13 protein-coding genes are annotated in these 16,018 nt (G+C 71.0%); 6 read left to right on the top strand and 7 right to left on the bottom strand.

Annotation, left to right across the window (positions count from 1 at the left end):
• Nucleotides 1-405: 405 nt before the first annotated feature.
• The 5 genes from ACFF45_RS14695 to ACFF45_RS14675 form a co-directional block, all read right to left on the bottom strand.
• A complete protein-coding gene (locus tag ACFF45_RS14695) occupies nucleotides 406-1,068 on the bottom strand; it encodes an O-methyltransferase (protein ID WP_381346393.1) in 663 nt (220 codons plus the stop codon).
• A gap of 8 nt (nucleotides 1,069-1,076) precedes the next feature.
• On the bottom strand, nucleotides 1,077-1,895 hold the full coding sequence (locus tag ACFF45_RS14690) for a class I SAM-dependent methyltransferase (protein WP_381346391.1): 819 nt from the start codon (nucleotides 1,893-1,895) through the stop codon (nucleotides 1,077-1,079).
• Nucleotides 1,892-3,166: a helix-turn-helix domain-containing protein gene (locus ACFF45_RS14685; RefSeq protein WP_381346389.1), complete on the bottom strand. Its 1,275-nt coding sequence runs from the start codon at nucleotides 3,164-3,166 to the stop codon at nucleotides 1,892-1,894. Before ACFF45_RS14685 ends, ACFF45_RS14690 begins: the two co-directional genes overlap by 4 nt.
• A 630-nt stretch (nucleotides 3,167-3,796) precedes the next feature.
• A complete protein-coding gene (locus tag ACFF45_RS14680; protein ID WP_381346387.1) occupies nucleotides 3,797-4,468 on the bottom strand; it encodes an NAD(P)H-binding protein in 672 nt (223 codons plus the stop codon).
• A 239-nt stretch (nucleotides 4,469-4,707) separates the two neighbouring features.
• A complete protein-coding gene (locus ACFF45_RS14675) occupies nucleotides 4,708-5,244 on the bottom strand; it encodes an ArsR/SmtB family transcription factor (protein WP_381346385.1) in 537 nt (178 codons plus the stop codon).
• An 83-nt stretch (nucleotides 5,245-5,327) separates the two neighbouring features.
• Here ACFF45_RS14675 and ACFF45_RS14670 point away from each other — a divergent pair, with 83 nt between their 5' ends.
• The 6 genes from ACFF45_RS14670 (at nucleotide 5,328) to ACFF45_RS14645 (ending at nucleotide 12,982) form a co-directional block, all read left to right on the top strand.
• A complete protein-coding gene (locus tag ACFF45_RS14670; RefSeq protein WP_381346383.1) occupies nucleotides 5,328-6,653 on the top strand; it encodes a M20/M25/M40 family metallo-hydrolase in 1,326 nt (441 codons plus the stop codon).
• On the top strand, nucleotides 6,650-8,425 hold the full coding sequence (locus ACFF45_RS14665) for a S9 family peptidase (protein WP_381346381.1): 1,776 nt from the start codon (nucleotides 6,650-6,652) through the stop codon (nucleotides 8,423-8,425). The genes ACFF45_RS14670 and ACFF45_RS14665 overlap by 4 nt, the downstream gene beginning before the upstream one ends.
• A 330-nt stretch (nucleotides 8,426-8,755) precedes the next feature.
• Complete coding sequence (locus ACFF45_RS14660; protein WP_381346379.1) at nucleotides 8,756-8,905, top strand: hypothetical protein; 150 nt, start codon at nucleotides 8,756-8,758, stop codon at nucleotides 8,903-8,905.
• A gap of 150 nt (nucleotides 8,906-9,055) precedes the next feature.
• Nucleotides 9,056-10,525, top strand: coding sequence for an MFS transporter (locus ACFF45_RS14655; protein ID WP_381346377.1), 1,470 nt, complete (start codon nucleotides 9,056-9,058; stop codon nucleotides 10,523-10,525).
• A gap of 231 nt (nucleotides 10,526-10,756) precedes the next feature.
• Nucleotides 10,757-11,350, top strand: a complete 594-nt coding sequence (locus ACFF45_RS14650; protein ID WP_381346375.1) for an NADPH-dependent FMN reductase — start codon at nucleotides 10,757-10,759, stop codon at nucleotides 11,348-11,350.
• Nucleotides 11,351-11,599: 249 nt separating this feature from the next.
• On the top strand, nucleotides 11,600-12,982 hold the full coding sequence (locus ACFF45_RS14645) for an MFS transporter (protein WP_381346373.1): 1,383 nt from the start codon (nucleotides 11,600-11,602) through the stop codon (nucleotides 12,980-12,982).
• Nucleotides 12,983-13,021: 39 nt separating this feature from the next.
• On the opposite strand, the gene ACFF45_RS14640 is transcribed toward ACFF45_RS14645, so the two are convergent.
• Together ACFF45_RS14640 and ACFF45_RS14635 are read right to left on the bottom strand one after the other, a co-directional pair.
• On the bottom strand, nucleotides 13,022-14,968 hold the full coding sequence (locus tag ACFF45_RS14640; RefSeq protein WP_381346371.1) for a helix-turn-helix domain-containing protein: 1,947 nt from the start codon (nucleotides 14,966-14,968) through the stop codon (nucleotides 13,022-13,024).
• Between the two features lie 241 nt (nucleotides 14,969-15,209).
• Entirely contained in the window at nucleotides 15,210-16,010 is an 801-nt protein-coding gene (locus ACFF45_RS14635) for a 3-hydroxybutyrate dehydrogenase (RefSeq protein ID WP_381346369.1), read from the bottom strand.
• Between the last annotated feature and the right edge of the window lie 8 nt (nucleotides 16,011-16,018).

Below are 16,018 nucleotides of genomic sequence, written 5' to 3'. Positions count from 1 at the left end.
GGCATGGGCCCGCCCGAACCTCGCGCGGCCGGCCGCGCCCGCGTCGGTGCGCCGGTGCACCCGCGACCCACACGCTCGCCGCCCCGCTCGTCAGCGTGGGCGGCGAGCGTCCGCGTCGCGGCGCCGCCACGCTCTGGTCCGTCATGCCGCGGCTCACCGCCCGGCGACGCTGGAGCACGACAGCGGGACCGGGCTGCCCGGAATCCACCGGATCATGGTTTTGCCAGGCGAAGAGTCCTCCGACGGGCCGTCGGAGGACTCTTCGCGTCTGGGGGATCCCGGGGTAAAGATCAGCTCAGTCGCTGCCGGTGACCTGTCCCTGTGGACTGGCCGGCCGCAACGAGGCGGCGACGCCGGCGCCCGGCACGATGCGGGCGCCGCCGTCCACCGGCCACGGCCCGACAGTCACCTCTTGCGGGCGAGTGTGATCCCGTCGGCCATCGTGAGCATCGAGACATCCACACGCGGATCGTCGCGCAGCGATGCGTTGAGCGCCCGGACCGCGGTGGTGTCCGGGTCATGGCTGTCCAGGTCGATCACTCGGCCGAAGAAGAGCGTGTTGTCTATGACTACGAGCCCCTTCGGCCGCACGAGGTGGAGCGCGGCCTCGTAGTACGCACCGTAGTTGGCTTTGTCCGCGTCGATGAACACGAGGTCGAAACTGCCGGCGCCCTGCTCGTCGGCGAGGGCGGCGAGCGTCCCCGTCGCGTCACCGATGCGCACGTCTATGCGTTCGGCGACCCCGGCGCGCTGCCAGTACTCGGCGCCGATCGCCGGCCAGCGCCCATTGAGGTCGAGGGTGACCACCGTGCCGTCCGGTGGCAGCGCACGTGCCATGCACAGCGTGCTGTAGCCGGTGAAGGTGCCGATCTCCAGCACCGATCGGGCACCGGACAGGCTGACGAGGAGCGCCAGCAGCTGGCCCTCCTCGGCCATGACCTGCATGGCCGAGCCACCCGGCAGTCCCGCGGTCTCCTCCCTGAGTTCCGCCAGGATCGGATCCTCCCGCAAGGACACGGCGCGGACGTACTCGCGGATTTCCGGTGTCGCCACAATCTGGTCTGCCATGCCGGGGCTCACCGCCGCCTGGCGGTGCAGGAGAACGACAGCGGGATCGGGTCGCCCGGGATCCGCCAATTGTGGTCTCCGTCGGACACCATCAACGGGAGCCGCTGGCGCGCGTCGTAGGGAACCTCGCGGATGCGCTCGATGGTCAGGCCGGCGCCTATGAGCGCGTTCACCACCTGCTCCACGCTCCACCGCCAGCCGTACAGGCTGTGCTTCTCCACCTCCACCTCCTCGGCGATCCGGTCGGCGTAGGTCGTGGACATCTCGTGGTGCACCTGCCGGGACTGGAACAGGGAGCGGGCCACCCGCAGTTCCCCGTCGACATCGTTGAAGAGGGTGAGCATCGGGTGGATCTCCACGATCGTGAGGGTGCCGCCCGGCTTCACGTACTGCGCCGCCACCTGGGCCCAGCCGGTGATGTCGGGCAGGAACGAGAGGGTGCCGTATCCGGTGAACACCATGTCGAACTCACCGTCGAGCACCTTCGGCAGGTCGTAGAGGTTCGCCTGGACGAAGCGCGCGTCGAGGTCGAGCTCCTCGGCGAGCTCGCGGGCGATGTCGATCGCCTCGTCCGAGATGTCGGTGCCGGTGACCTGCGCGCCCATACGGGCGAGCGAGAGCGAGTTGACGCCGATGTGGCACTGCAGTTCCAGCAGGGACCGGCCGCGGACGTCGCCGAGTTCCTCCTGTTCCAGCCTGCGCAGCATGTTGTGCCCCTGCTTGAACTTTTCGACGTCGTAGTACGAGGACTGCATGTGGGCCCGTGCTCGCAGATTGAAGCCCTCTCGGTTGGCCGATATCTTGTCGAGGTCGCTCATCGAGGTCATCGCTGTTTCCCTTCGGCATGTACGGGCGGTTTCGGACGGTCGGCGACGATCAGCGGGGCCAGGTCGCGGCGGCTGGTCACCCCGAGCTTCTGGTAGGCGCGGCCCAGGTGGTTGTCGACAGTGCGGGCGGACAGTCCCAGCCGGTGTCCTATGGCGGGACTGGTGAATCCGTTGGCGGCCAGCAGCGCGACGTCCCGCTCGCGGCTGGTGAGATCGACCAGCGGGGTGGTGAGCTGCAGCAGTGGGGTTGTCGCGGTCGGACACGCGATCGTGCTGGAGGGCGTGGAGGTGTGCCGTAGGGCGGCTGCGACCGTGGCGGTCTCCGCGGCGAGCAGGTCCATCCCGAGTTCGTTGAACCTCGCCGTGGCGACGTCCAGGCCTGCGGGATCGGAGCGGGCCAACGCGGCCGCGGCGCCGGCCATGGCCGGTACGACCGGCCCCGGCACCAGGTCGGTGAGCGCGGCGAGGCGGTGCCGTACGGCGTTGGGGTTGCCCAGACGGGCCACGTCGTAGCTTGCCGTCGCTTCGACGGCGTACTGGCCCAGGGCCATGGCGGTGTCGGCCGCAGCGAGTGCCTGCCTGGCGGCGAGAGTGGTGTTTCCGTCGGCCGCCGTGATCCACGCCTGGTTCAGGGCCGACCACGGGATGAACAGACGGTTCTCGGACGCCCGGTCGGCGGGCTGCCGGGTCTGTCGCGTGCCGGCCTCATCGCCGGACACGGCGAGTTCGGCCAGACGCGGCGCCAGCACGAGACGCGAGTTGCCGCCGTCGAACAGGCGCGAGGCGGTCTCCACGTCGGCGACGGCGGTGGCCACGTTGGCGACCTGGCCGCGCAGCGCCAGCCAGCCGTCGGCCACTGCTGAGCTCCCGGCGGCCACCTCGTCGCGGTACCCGTTCTCGGCTGTCCGGGACGCGTGCCGCACCTGCCCGGCCATCAGCATCGGGAAGCAGTGCGCGTAGCCGATCTCGGCGAACCAGGGCCGGTCCGGGTCGGGCCGGTCAACGGCCGCCGGAGACCGGTCGGCCCAGCGGGCCGGGCTGGCCGCGACGACCACGGTGGTCACCGCCGGCGGGTTCGTCCCGTCGGGCACCCGCCGGTCGCGCAGCACCTCTTCGCCTACGGCCGGTGCCGCGCGGGCGCAGCCGTCCAGCATCAACAGCAGCAGGCCGAACCCGTGTGCCTCGGGCACCGGGCTGCCCACGTTGCCCGGCTCCAGGTGCGCGGCCTCGACGTTGCCGGCCGCCCAGTAGGGTATGGCCGCCGCGGTCACCGCCCAGTGGGTGCAGCGCGCCGTCGAAGCCTTGGTCGGTGGCTGTCGGAGCGGCTGATCGGCCACCGCGATGGAATAGGTGACGGAATCTAATCGACAATAGGTCGGTTCGGTCGCCTGAGACGTGTCTGCGGCGCTGTTGCCGACGACCGCGAAGCCGGCTCGAACCGCTGGTCTGGCTGTGGCAGTTGACTGCACGACAAATACCCCCGTGTGGTGAAAGGAGACCCTTCCTGCTGAGCGCACTGTCCGGAATCGAACCGTGCGTGAGTGGATGACATCCCGTCCGCCCGGTGTCCGGGCGGAGCGAGGTGACGTCACTCTCGTGGCGGCGTCTTGAGTCGCTCCCTCAAGGTGCGCATCCGACTCCGGACGCCCGAACTGCATCTGTTGTCAGCCCAGTCCCCGCGGTGCCGTCGGGATCCCCCACTGGTCCCGGGTCGCACGGCCGTGGTCCACGGGACGCGTGCTGGGCCGCGGCAGGCACCGTCCGCCCGTGGCGGAGCGGCGTCCGGTGCCGTGCTCTCGGCGTGCCGGCCGGAAGCCCTCGTACGGGACACTCGGGCTTTCGGCCGGGTGCGGCGAGAGTGCGTGCCGGGCGTCGCGACGGGGCGGACGCCTGCCGCGGCACTAGAGGTCGATCGCCTTCTCGATGGGGGTCCCGCCGCCGACCACCACGTAGATGCGCCCGGCGGTGTCGGGCCGGTCGATGAGCGCCACGAGCACGGCGGCGACGTCCTCCCTGGCGACTTGGGCGAACCTGGCGTGCTTGGGCGCGATCCTGTTCCCGACGGTGAGTTCGACGGTGCCGTCGCCGTCCCCGTCGGTGAGCACGCCGGGCCGCAGTACCGTCCAGTCGAGCTCCGTCCGGGCGAAGATGTGCTGTTCGGCGGCATGCTTGGCCCGCAGGTAGACGGAGTACCCCTCACCGATGCCGCGCTCGTCGGCGCACCCCACGTTGATGGAGCTGACGTGCAGGAACCTTCGCACACCGGCCTGTTCCGCCGCGTCCATGACGAGTACGACGGCGGCCCGGTCCATCTTGTCGCGGCGTGCGGCGGTGGCGCTGTTGCCCGAGCCGGCCGAGAAGACGACAGCGTCCGCGCCGGCCAGGGCGGCGGCCACCTCGTCCACGGTCGCGTGCTCGAGATCGAGCACGACGGCCTCGCCGCCCGCCTTCCTGATGTCGTCGACGTGGCGGGGGTTACGCACGATGCCCACGACGGAATCGCCGCGTCCGGCCAGGCGCCGGGTCAATCGCAGGGCGATCTTGCCGTGGCCGCCAGCGATGACAATTTTCATTCGATACCCTTTTCCGGAATGGTTACTTCGGGTTTTCCCGGATGCGATGCTGCAGGCGTGCAGAGCTGCCCCGTCAAACCTGTGCCGTGACGAATGACCAGTACCGGCGACTTACTCGGCCTGTTCATTGACGTGCGCTTTCCGACAAGCAACCGACGGCATCGCCTTGCCGGCCGCCATGGCGGCCTCGAGGCGTCGCTCGAATGGCAAGTGAGTGAAGCACCGGTCGCACCTATTGGTCAATCGGCCTTTCCGTCACTCTCCTGGGGATCGGGGTCGATCTGGGGCCGGGCGGCGAGTGACCACAGGTAGCTCAGCGGCTCGCCGTCGGGTTCGTCGGGGTATTCGGCGATCAGATCCTGGATCCTGCGCTGGAGCGACTTCACGGACTCGGGCCGCAACCGCAGTACGCCCCGCTTGGCGCCACGGCTGGAATCCTTGCCCGCGGCTATCAGTTCGGTGCGGTGGGCGCCGAGCACGGCCAGGTCGACCTGCTGGGCCAGGCCGGAGTCGTCGGGCGGGATGATCAGGCCCCGGGTGCGTGCGGTCGCGCGATAGGGCCGTTGCAGTGCGCCGTGCTCACCGGCGCACACCGGTTCGGCGACCAGGAAATTGGTCTTCACCAAGGCACGGACGTGACGCAGGGTGGTCGCGGGAGCGAGGTCGAGCTCGACCGACAGCTCCTTGTTGGTGAACGCGCGGTCCAGACACAGCCGCAGGATGCGCCAGCGGACCGGGTGCCCGAGTGCCTTGAGATCTTCGATCGTCGCTTCCACATCCGGGACTGTACCTTGCCAAGGCCAGTCCTGGTTTGCTTGACTGCCATCGATTTCATTCTGTGCAATCGGTTGGAGGGTCTGTGATCAAGCAGCTCCGGGACTGGGTGAGTGCCCGGGACCTGGATGGTGAGCTGGCGGACTGGATCTCCCAGCCGAGCGTGAGCCGGACCGGCGAGGGCATGGCCGAGGCCGCGGCCCACGGTCTTCGGCTGTTACGCGCGTCAGGCCTCCAGGCACGCGAAGTCGAGACCGGTGGCTGGCCCGCGCTCGTGGGAACGGCGGACGGGCCCGGTCCGCATGTGCTGATCTACGGTCACTACGACGTGCAGCCGGCCGGGCCGCTCAAGCTGTGGACGACACCGCCGTTCGTGCCGTCGATCCGCGCCGGCCGAATGTACGGGCGCGGGACGGGCGACAACAAGGGGCAGCATCTCGCGCACTTGCTGGGGCTGCGTGCCCTGCGGGACCTGACCGGCGGATTTCCCTGCCGTGTCACGGTGTTGCTCGACGGTGAGGAGGAGATCGGCAGCCCCAACCTGGCCACGGCCGTACGTCAGGTCGGTCAGCCCGATCTGGTGATCTGGAGCGACGGGCCCGTGCACGAATCGGGCCGGGAGTGTGTGGTCCTCGGCGTACGCGGAATCCTGATGTTCGAGCTGCGCGCACGAGGCGCGAGCCGGCCGTTGCACTCGGGGAACTGGGGCGGGGTCGCACCCAACCCGGCGTGGGCGTTGGTGCAGCTGCTGGCCACCATGCGGTCGGCGGACGGGACCGTGACCGTGGCCGGCTTCGCCGACGACGTCGCGCCGCTGACCGACGGTCAGCGTGCCGCGCTGGACGATTTTCCGGTGGACGTGGCCAAGACGCTCGAAGCGATCGGGGCGGTCGTCCTGGAGCCGCCGGCCTGGCTGGGATTCCGCAAACGCCTGACCATGCCCACCCTGACCGTGAACTCGTTGAGCTGCGAGGACTCCGGCGACCACCGCGCGGTGATCCCCGACGTCGCCGTCGCCCGGTGCGAGGCCCGGTTGGTCGGCGGCCAGACACCCGACCAGGTCGCCGACGCCATCCAGCGGCATGTCGCGAGATACGCCCCCGATGTCGAGTTCACGCCTGGCGCGGCGATGGCACCGTCCACCACGTTACCCGAGACCCCTTATACGGCAACGATCGTCCAGGCGGTCGAGGACGTGAACGGGCAACGGCCGTTGCTGATCCCCTCGCTCGGCGGAAGCCTGCCGATGGCCGTGCTCAGCGATGGGCTCTCATGCCCCTGTTACGGCGTGCCGCTGGCCAACGCCGACGAGGCCAACCACGCGGCCGACGAGAATCTCGACCTCGACCGGTTCCACCGTGGGATCGTCGCCGCGGCGACGATCCAGCTCGCGTTGGCGGCGCACTCATGACCGTCTGGGGCGCTTGGCCCGCGAAGGAGGGTTTCGCGTACGTCAGCGACGAGTCCGGCCGGCCGCAGCCGTGGCTTCAGACCTGGACAGGAAAGCGGCTGATGCTCCCGGTCGACGGTGCGGTCACCCGGCTGGCGTGGCGGCCCGACGAGACGCGCCTCCTTGCCGTGGCGGACGTGACCGGCGGCCAGGACTACCGGCTGGCCGAACTCGATCCCCGCACCGGGGAGGTGGAGTGGATAGCTGCCGAACCCGGTGTCAGGCGCGAGATAGGCGTGCCGTACTCGAGCGGGAGCCAACCGTACAGTCCGGACGGCCGCCTGCTCGCGTACGCGACCAACGCGCGGGACGCCACCTGCCTCGACGTCTACGTGCGGGACCTGACGACCGGGGCGTCCAGGATGGTCATGGAGGGCGACGACCGGTACGTACCGATATGTTTCTCACCGGACTCCAGGCACCTGCTCGTGCTGAGGTTCCATCAGAACACCGACCAGGACCTGTTCGCCTGTGATCTCGAGACCGGCCGCACCCGGCACCTCACCCCGCACGAGGGCCCCGCGAAGTACCAGCCGGGCGGGTGGACTGAGGACGGGATCTACGTGTGTACCACCGAGGGCCGTGACTACCTCGGTGTCGCTCTGCTCGTGCCCGGTCGGCCGTTGGAGTGGATCGCCACGCCGGATGCCGATGTGGAGAACGTGATCGTGGGTCCGCAGGTCGTCTGGACCCTGCCCCAGGACCAGCACACGATGCTCTGCACCTCGCAGACCACAGTCGAATTGCCCGGCTTCGCCTCCCAGCCGTTCGGTTACGACGGCTTCGTGCCGCGGTTCGCCGGAGACCGTCTGCTCGTACAGGTCGGCGCCGCCGACCGGGCTACCGAGTTCTGCCTGGTGGACCTGGCAACCGGCGAGTCACACCGGCTCACCGACTTCAGCGACGGGCTGCCGGACGACCTCGTGGCACCGGAGACGGTCTGGTTCACCGCAGCGGACGGGCTGGAGATATCCGGGCTGCTGTACCGCCCGCGTGCGACGGCCGGCCCCGTCCCCGCGGTGCTGACCGTCCACGGCGGTCCGGAGTGGGCCGCGCTGCCGGTCCACGACCCGTTGATCCAGCGGTTGGTGCGCGCCGGAATGGCCGTGCTGGCGCCGAACGTGCGCGGGTCGACCGGACGGGGACTGGCCTACCAGCGGCTGATCTACCGGGACTGGGGAGGCGGCGACCTGGCCGACCTGGAAGCCGCCGCCCGGTTTCTCCGAAGCCTGGACTGGGTGGACGGCGATCGGCTCGGTGTCCACGGGATGTCCTACGGCGGGTTCGCGGCACTCAGCTGCCTGACGAGGCTGCCGCACTACTGGCGGGCCGGTGTCGTGATCTGCGGGCTGGCGGACCTCGAAACGGACGTCCGGGCCCTGCCGCCCACGTGGAGCCGGCGGGTCGTGGAGTGGATCGGGGACGTCGACGACCCGGAGGACCTGGCGAGGCTGAAGGCGGCGAGTCCACTGACCCATGCGGCCGACATCCGGGCGCCGCTGCTGCTGGCACACGCGGAAGGCGACACCACGGTCGTCATCAACGGCACCGAGCAGTTGTACGAGACGCTGACCGAACTGGGCAAGACCGTGCGGTTCATCCGCCTCTCCCGCGGTCATCTTCCGGACGACCGAGATGAATGGGACCGGCTCGACGCCGCTGTCGTGCAGTGGTTCCGCGATCACCTCGCACCGCGTTCGGACGCCGCGAATGAGGCTACCGGACACCCATAGCCGGAGTGCGCGAATACCGGCGGAGGTCTTTCCCCACGAAAGCAGCGGAGCGAACGGATCCGGTCTTCCGGTTCTCGGCTGCACGGGGAACGGCCAACGCCGTCGTCGACAGTTTTCAGCTGGGGGGATAAATGCCGTACAGGCCAAGAACCGCGAATTCCGAACCGGTCGCCGGGGCAACTGGCGGGCCCACACCCTGTCCTGAAAACGACTGACGGGGCATGCATTCATGAAAATATCCTTCGTCGGAACCTGCGGGAGCGGAGGGTTCACGCTCGGCACCGCGCTGTCCGAGCCCACCGGGCCTCCGCGCACCCACGGATTCCGCCGATGCGAGCCCCGCCGGTTCCGGCGGGCCGCTCGGCCGTCGACCGCACCACCCCAAAGCTGCCGCAGCCGGCCACCCGGCGCCATGCCGAGCGGATCACCGAAGGAAGCCGGCCGACCGGCGGCCCCACCCCCGACGGCTCGACCCGGTGAGTCACGGGACGAACACCGAACCAGTCAGCTCCGACACCCATTCGACCGGCGGGAGCACGGCCGCCCAGGCGCTGTCGATCGCCACCGGCCCGTCCTACGCCCTGCGTTACCGACCAGCACCCGAAAATCCCTGAAGGGACGGCACAGACAATGTCTCCTGCAGTCGCCGGCGCCGAGGCGCCATCCCGCCGACGCCTCGGCTGGATCCTGGCACTGCTGGCTTTTGCCCAGTGCATCTACGCGATCGACTACAGCATCGTCTTCGTAGCACTCCCCGAGATCCGTACCGGCCTCGGCTTCTCGGCCCAGACCCTCCAGTGGGTGGTCAGCGCCTACGCCGTCGCCTTCGGTGGCTTCCTGCTGCTCGGCGGCCGTGCGGCAGACCTGTTCGGACGCCGCCGCATGTTCATCTTCGGCCTGTTCCTGTACGCGGTCTCCTCGCTCGTCGGAGGGCTCGCGGGCGATCCGACGACCTTGATCATCGCGCGTGCGGTACAGGGTATCGGCGGCGCCTTCCTCGCTCCCGCCACGCTTTCACTGGTCACCACGACCTTCGCCGAAGGCCCTGAGCGCAACCGCGCACTGGCGATCTGGGGCGGCGCGGGTGGTAGCGGCATGATCCTCGGTTCGCTGCTCGGCGGTGTGCTGACGGGCGCCTTCGGCTGGGCGTCGATCTTCTTCGCCAACGTCCCGCTGGCCGGCGGTGCCATGCTGCTCGCGTTCGCCATCATCCCGAAGGACACCGACCAGACAGCCGCTGGGCGCAAGTTCGACCTGCCCGGTGCGCTGACCGCGACCGTTGGATCGACGCTGCTGGTGTTCGCCCTTGTCCAGGGACCGGTGTCGGGCTGGACTTCGCCGACGATCCTGAGCACCGCGGCCGTCGCGGTGGCCGTGCTCGCCGCGTTCGTCACCATCGAGAGCCGCGGCCGCGACCCGCTGTTGCCGCTTCGCCTGTTCCGCAACCGCAACCTGAGCACCGGTACCGTCGTCACCTTCATCTTCATGGGGACGTTCGGCGCGCTGCCCTACTTCTTCACCCTCTACTGGCAGAGCGTGCACGGCTACTCCGCGACGAAGAGCGGTATCGCCTTCCTCCTGCCGTGTGTGGGCGTGCTCATCGGCAACCTGTCCGGCGGGAAGCTGGCCACCCGCTTCGGGGTGCGTGCCACGCTGGTCGGCGCGCTCCTCATGGGTCTCGCCGGTACCGTGGCCTTCACCTTGTCCGTCTCGCCGACCGGTTCCTACATGGAGCTGGTGCCGGGTGTTCTCATCCTCAGCCTCGGTCAGGGCACGGTGTTCACCGCGATGTACGCGGCGGCGACCACCGGGGTCGCGGCACAGGAACAGGGCATCGCCTCGGGTGTCGCCTCGACCGGCCAGCAGGTCGGTGCCGCGGTCGGACTCGCCGTGCTGGTGGCGGTCGCCAACTCCGGTCACGAGGGACTGACCGGTGAGGCGCTGCGCGTCGCCACCGCCGACGGCGTGCGCTCCGCCATGTGGGCCACCGTGGTCGGCATCGTGCTGATCGTGCTGGTCGCGCTGAACTTCAGGCGGAACCCAGCGGCTCCGGCTGCCGAGGAGCCCAAGAGGCAGGACGGCGTGACGTCCACCGTCTGACCTCCTGGCACGAGCGAGTAAAAGATGATTCCACTTCGTGTCCGCGCGCACGGGTGGAATCACCTTTTCTCATCCGCAGCCGCTCGCCCGACACGAGTTCTCGGCGAAAGGCCGACGGACAGGGACGAACCCCACCGCGTGGCCCGACTGCCCGGAGCTGCGACCGCACCACTCCACAGCCCGCACCGCGAACACCCCCAGACACCCGAGAGAGAAGGAGGCGCAACCCCAGTGCACCGGATCGTGAACGTGGTCGGTGTCGGCGGTTCGAGCCGGCCCGAGTCAACCGCCGAGCAGGCCCTGCGGGTGGTACTGGACGCGGCGCAACAACGCGGCGCGTCAGTGCAACTGATCAGCGGTCCCTCACTGGCCATGCCGCTGTACGACCCCCGGCAGGGCGCCACCGCGCCCCAGGCCCGCCGGCTCCTGTCCGCCATAGCCGGCGCGGACGGCCTCGTACTCGCCAGCCCCGCCTATCACGGCGGGATCTCCGGTCTGGTGAAGAACGCCCTGGACCACGTCGAGGAACTGCGCGAGGACAGACGGCCCTACTTGAGTGAACGGGCCGTCGGATGCGTGGCGGTCGCCCATGGCTGGCAGGGAGCCGTCTCCACGCTGGCCGCGCTGCGCGACGTGACCCACGCGCTGCGCGGCTGGCCCACACCGCTGGGCGCCGCGATCAACACCTCAGCGGCACGCTTCTCGCCCGCCGGCACCTGCAAGGACACCCACGTCCAAGGACAGCTGGAGGAAATAGCGGCGCAGGTCGTCGAGTTCGCCTCGGCACGCGCCCTCGCCGCGTCCAGGACGGAAAGCGCCCGGTGACCGTCGCCGGCACACCACGTCTCCTGCGACTCCCCCACGGGGGCACATCACCCCCGACTACGCTTCCCGGACAGCGCTGGTCTCGACCACTCCCGAGCCCGCGAACCGCCCCTCCCCGCCCCGGCATAGTGGACGCACGCATAGCAGCCCTCTGAACTATGGTGCCCCACCACATGTGACCCTGACCTGCTGCTTCCTACCGTGTGCCGACACGTACCCGTCCCCACCGCACACGAGGAAGTGGCGCACATGGCATCCGGAAACACCGCTCCCCCACCCCCCGCGAGCCTCCCGAGGATCGTCGCCGCCAGCCTCATCGGGACCACCATCGAGTGGTACGACTTCTTCCTCTACGGCTCCGCGGCCGCACTGGTCTTCAACCAGCTCTTCTTCCCGGAGTCCGACCCGCTCGTCGGCACACTGCTGTCGTTCCTGACCTACGCCGTCGGCTTCGCCGCCCGGCCGCTCGGTGCGCTCGTCTTCGGGCACTACGGCGACCGGCTCGGCCGGAAGAAGCTGCTGGTGCTGAGCCTGCTGCTGATGGGCGGCGCGACCTTCGCGATCGGCCTGCTGCCGACCCACGAGACGATCGGCAGCGCGGCGCCCGTGCTGCTGACGGTGCTCCGGCTCGTCCAGGGCTTCGCGCTCGGCGGCGAGTGGGGCGGCGCGGTCCTGCTGGTGTCGGAGCACGGGGACGCGCGGCGCCGGGGCTTCTGGGCCTCCTGGCCGCAGACCGGGGCGCCCGCGGGACAGCTCCTGGCGACCGGCGTGCTGTCCTTCCTCACCGCCGTGCTGTCCGAGAGCGCCTTCACCGGCTGGGGCTGGCGCGTGCCGTTCCTGCTCTCCGGGGTGCTGGTGATCGTCGGACTGTGGATCCGGCTCTCCGTGGACGAGTCCCCCGTGTTCCAGCAGGCCCTCGCCCAGGCCGAGGCCCGCAAGGCCGGCCGCGCGGCGCAGACCGAGAGGATGCCGCTGGTGGCGGTGGTGCGCCACCACTGGCGGGACATCCTGGTGGCGATGGGCGCCCGGATGGCCGAGAACATCAGCTACTACGTCATCACCGCCTTCATCCTCGTCTACGCCACCACCTCCGCCGGCGTCTCCAGGCAGACCGCCCTGAACGCGGTGCTCATCGCCTCGGCCGTGCACTTCGCGGCCATCCCGCTGTGGGGCGCGCTGTCCGACCGGATCGGCCGCCGTCCCGTCTATCTGGCCGGCGCGGTCGGCGTCGGCCTGTGGATGTTCCCGTTCTTCGCCCTCATCGACACCGGCGGCTTCGGCAGCCTGCTCCTCGCCGTGACGGTGGGCCTGGTGCTGCACGGGGCGATGTACGCGCCGCAGGCCGCCTTCTTCTCCGAGATGTTCGCCACCCGGATGCGCTACTCCGGCGCCTCCATCGGCGCCCAGTTCGCCTCCGTCGCGGCGGGCGCCCCGGCCCCGCTGATCGCCACCGCGCTGCTGTCCGACTACGGCAGCTCCACGCCGATCGCGCTGTACGTGATCGCCGCGGCCCTCCTCACGGTCGTCGCCGTGGCGGCCGCCAAGGAGACCCGCGACCGGGACCTGGCCGACGTCCGTCCCTCGGACGCCCCGTCCCCGGCGTCCCGGGCCGCGGACACGCACACCGTCTGACCCCGCCGGCCCCGGCCCCCGCACGCCCGCGTGCGGGGGTCAGCTGCGCAGGGGAACCGTCAGGCGGTGCAGCCGCAGCGCCAGCTGGACCTCCAGGACGCGCGACGGCAGCTGCCAGTCGTCACCCAGGAGGCGCGCGACCCGGTCCAGACGCTGGGCGACGGTGTTGACGTGCACGTGGAGTGCGTCCTTGGTGCGGGCCGGGCTCATCCCGCTGGCGAAGTACGCCTCCAGGGTGCGCAGCAGGTCGGTGCCGCGGCGCTCGTCGTAGGCCACCACCTGGCCGATGGTCCGGTCGACGAAACCGGTGATGTCCCGGTCGCCGGCCAGCAGCAGGCCCAGGAAGCCGAAGTCCTCGGCGGCGGCCCCGTCGCCGGTGCGGCCGAGCAGGCGCAGGGCGTCCAGGCAGCGCCGCCCCTCCTCGTAGGCGGCGGCCACCGCGTCGGGCCGGGCGGCGAGGTCCTGGACCGGTGCCGACGCGCCGACCGTGACCGCTTCGTGGACGGCGGTGCCCAGGTGCCGGGCGGTGCGGCGGGCCAGGTCCGTCGCCGTGTCACCGGCGTCGAGCGGCAGCAGCAGGACCGTGCCGCCGTCACGGGCGGCGGCCAGGCCGTGCCGGGTGGCGGCGAGGTGGGACGCGGCGGACCACAGGCGCCTGCGGGCGTCCGCCTCGTGGTCGGCGTCGGCCGCGGGGCCGTCGAGGCGGGCGGCGAGGACGACGTGGGTGGCGTCGAGGTCCGCGTGCAGCCGGGAGGCGCGGTCGCGCAGCAGGCGGGGGTCTCGGTCGCGGGCGTCGAGCAGGTCGTCGAGGAGTTCGCCGCGCACGCGCTGTTCGGCCTCGGCGGCGGAGCGCCGGGCGAGCAGCAGCAGCGAGGTGACCATCGCGGCCCGCTCCAGGGTGCGCTGGTCGACCGGGTCGAGCCCGGGGTGGCCGCGCAGCACGAGCGCGCCGAACAGCTCACCGCCCGCGGCGACGGCGGCGATCCAGTCGTCCTCGTGCCGCACCGCGTGGCCCTCGGTGCGGAAGGCCTCCAGGGCCCGCGCGGGTGCGGCGGTGGCGTCGGTGAACTCGACGGTGCCGTCCAGGACTTCGGAGACGGCGGCGGCCACGTCGTGCACCCCGCCGCCGCGCAGCACCAGTTCGGCGAGCCGGTCGTGGACGTCGGAGGCGCGTTCGATGACGGCGCTGCGGTCCCGGATGATCTCGTTGGCGCGCTCCAGGCCGGCGAGGGCCGAGCGGGTCTCGGTGAGCAGGTTGGCGGTGTCGATGGCGGCGGCGGCCAGGGCGGCGAAGGAGCCGAGCAGGGCGATCTGCTCCCGCTCGAAGACCCGCGCCCGCCGGTCCGCGGCGAACAGGACGCCGATCACGTGGTGCCCGAGCATCAGGGGCACGCCCAGGATGGCGACCAGGCCCTCGTCCCGGACGCCCGCGTCGATGGAGTCGGTGTGCTGGAAGCGGCCGTCCTGGAAGTAGTCGTCGGTGACGTACGGCCGGGCCGTCTGGGCGACCAGGCCGCCGAGGCCCTCCCCCATGCCGAGCCGCAGCTGCTGGAAGCCGGCCGCGACCGAGCCCTCGGTGACCCGCATGTAGGTGTCCCCGCGCTCGGGGTCGTTCAGGCTGAGGTAGGCGACATCGGTGCCGAGCAGCGACCGGGCGCGCTGCACGATCGCCTGGAGCACGGCGTCCAGGTCGCGCAGTCCGGCCAGGTCGTGGGCGGTCTCGAAGAGGGCCGACAGCTCGGCCTCCCGGCGGCGCCGCCCCTCCAGCTCCGAGCGGACGCGCAGCGCGAGCAGCTTGGCGTGTTCCAGCGCCGTGATCCACTCGGCGGGCCGGCCCTGGGCGCGGGCGAGCAGCACGGGCTGCTCGTAGGCGTCGGCGGACGCGCCCCGGGCCAGCAGCTCCAGGAACGGCGCCTCGGCGCCGTCCGGAGGCGCCGCGGGGTCGCCCGTGGGGCGCTCGGCGGATTTCACGTGATCGCGGGACATGGTCACAGGATTCCTCATCGCCGGGCCGCCCCGTCCAGCCCTGTGGAAAACTCCGGGCACGCGGACGTTGATCGCACTGGTGCCGTGGCAGGCGACGTTCGCCCGTGGCGGAGCGGCGTCCGGTGCGTGCTCCCGGCGGGCCGGCCGGAAGCCCTCGTACCGGACGTACTCGGACCTTCGGCGGGTGCGGCGGGGGTGCGTGCCGGGCGTCGCGACGGGGCGAACGTCGCCTGCCGCGGCACTAGTGCGCGGTCCAGCCGCCGTCGAGCACCAGCGACGCCCCGGTCATGAAGGACGCCTGCGGGCTGCACACATAGGCCACGGCCTCGGCGACCTCCTCGGGTTCGATGAGCCGTTTGACGGCGCTGTCCTGGAGCATCACCTCCGACAGGACCCGCTCCTCGGGGATGCCGTGCGACCGGGCCTGGTCGGCGAGCTGCCTCTCGACGAGCGGGGTGCGCACATAGGCGGGGTTCACACAGTTCGAGGTGACGCCGTGCGGGGCGCCTTCCAGGGCGGCGGTCTTGGACAGCCCTTCCAGGCCGTGCTTGGCGGCCACGTACGCCGCCTTGTAGGCGGAGGCGCGCAGGCCGTGCACGGAGGAGATGTTCACGATGCGGCCCCAGCCCTGCCCGTACATGTGCGGCAGAGCGCCGCGGATGAGGCGGAACGGCGCCTCCAGCATCACCGTGAGGACGGTGTGGAAGACGTCGGGCGGGAAATCCTGGAGGGGCCGGACCAGTTGCAGCCCGGCGTTGTTCACCAGCACGTCCGCACCGGCGGCCGCGGCCTCGGCGGCGTCCAGGTCGGTGAGGTCGAGCACGCGCGGCTCGACGCCGCCGGGCAGGCCCGTCGCCCCCTCGGCCAGCGCCTCCAGGCCGGCCTCATCCCGGTCGACCGCTCTGACCTTGGCGCCGGCGGCCGCGAGCCGCAGGGCGCAGGCGCGGCCGATACCGCCGGCGGCACCGGTGACGAGGGCCGTGCGGCCGCCGAGGTCGAGCGTGGGGGCGTGAGGGCCGGGGAGGCCACGGGACGCGGTCATGGGGCCGA

This window comes from Streptomyces cinereospinus (assembly GCF_042430725.1).
GTDB classification, from domain to species: domain Bacteria; phylum Actinomycetota; class Actinomycetes; order Streptomycetales; family Streptomycetaceae; genus Streptomyces; species Streptomyces cinereospinus.
This window is presented reverse-complemented; position numbering and strand designations above follow the sequence as displayed.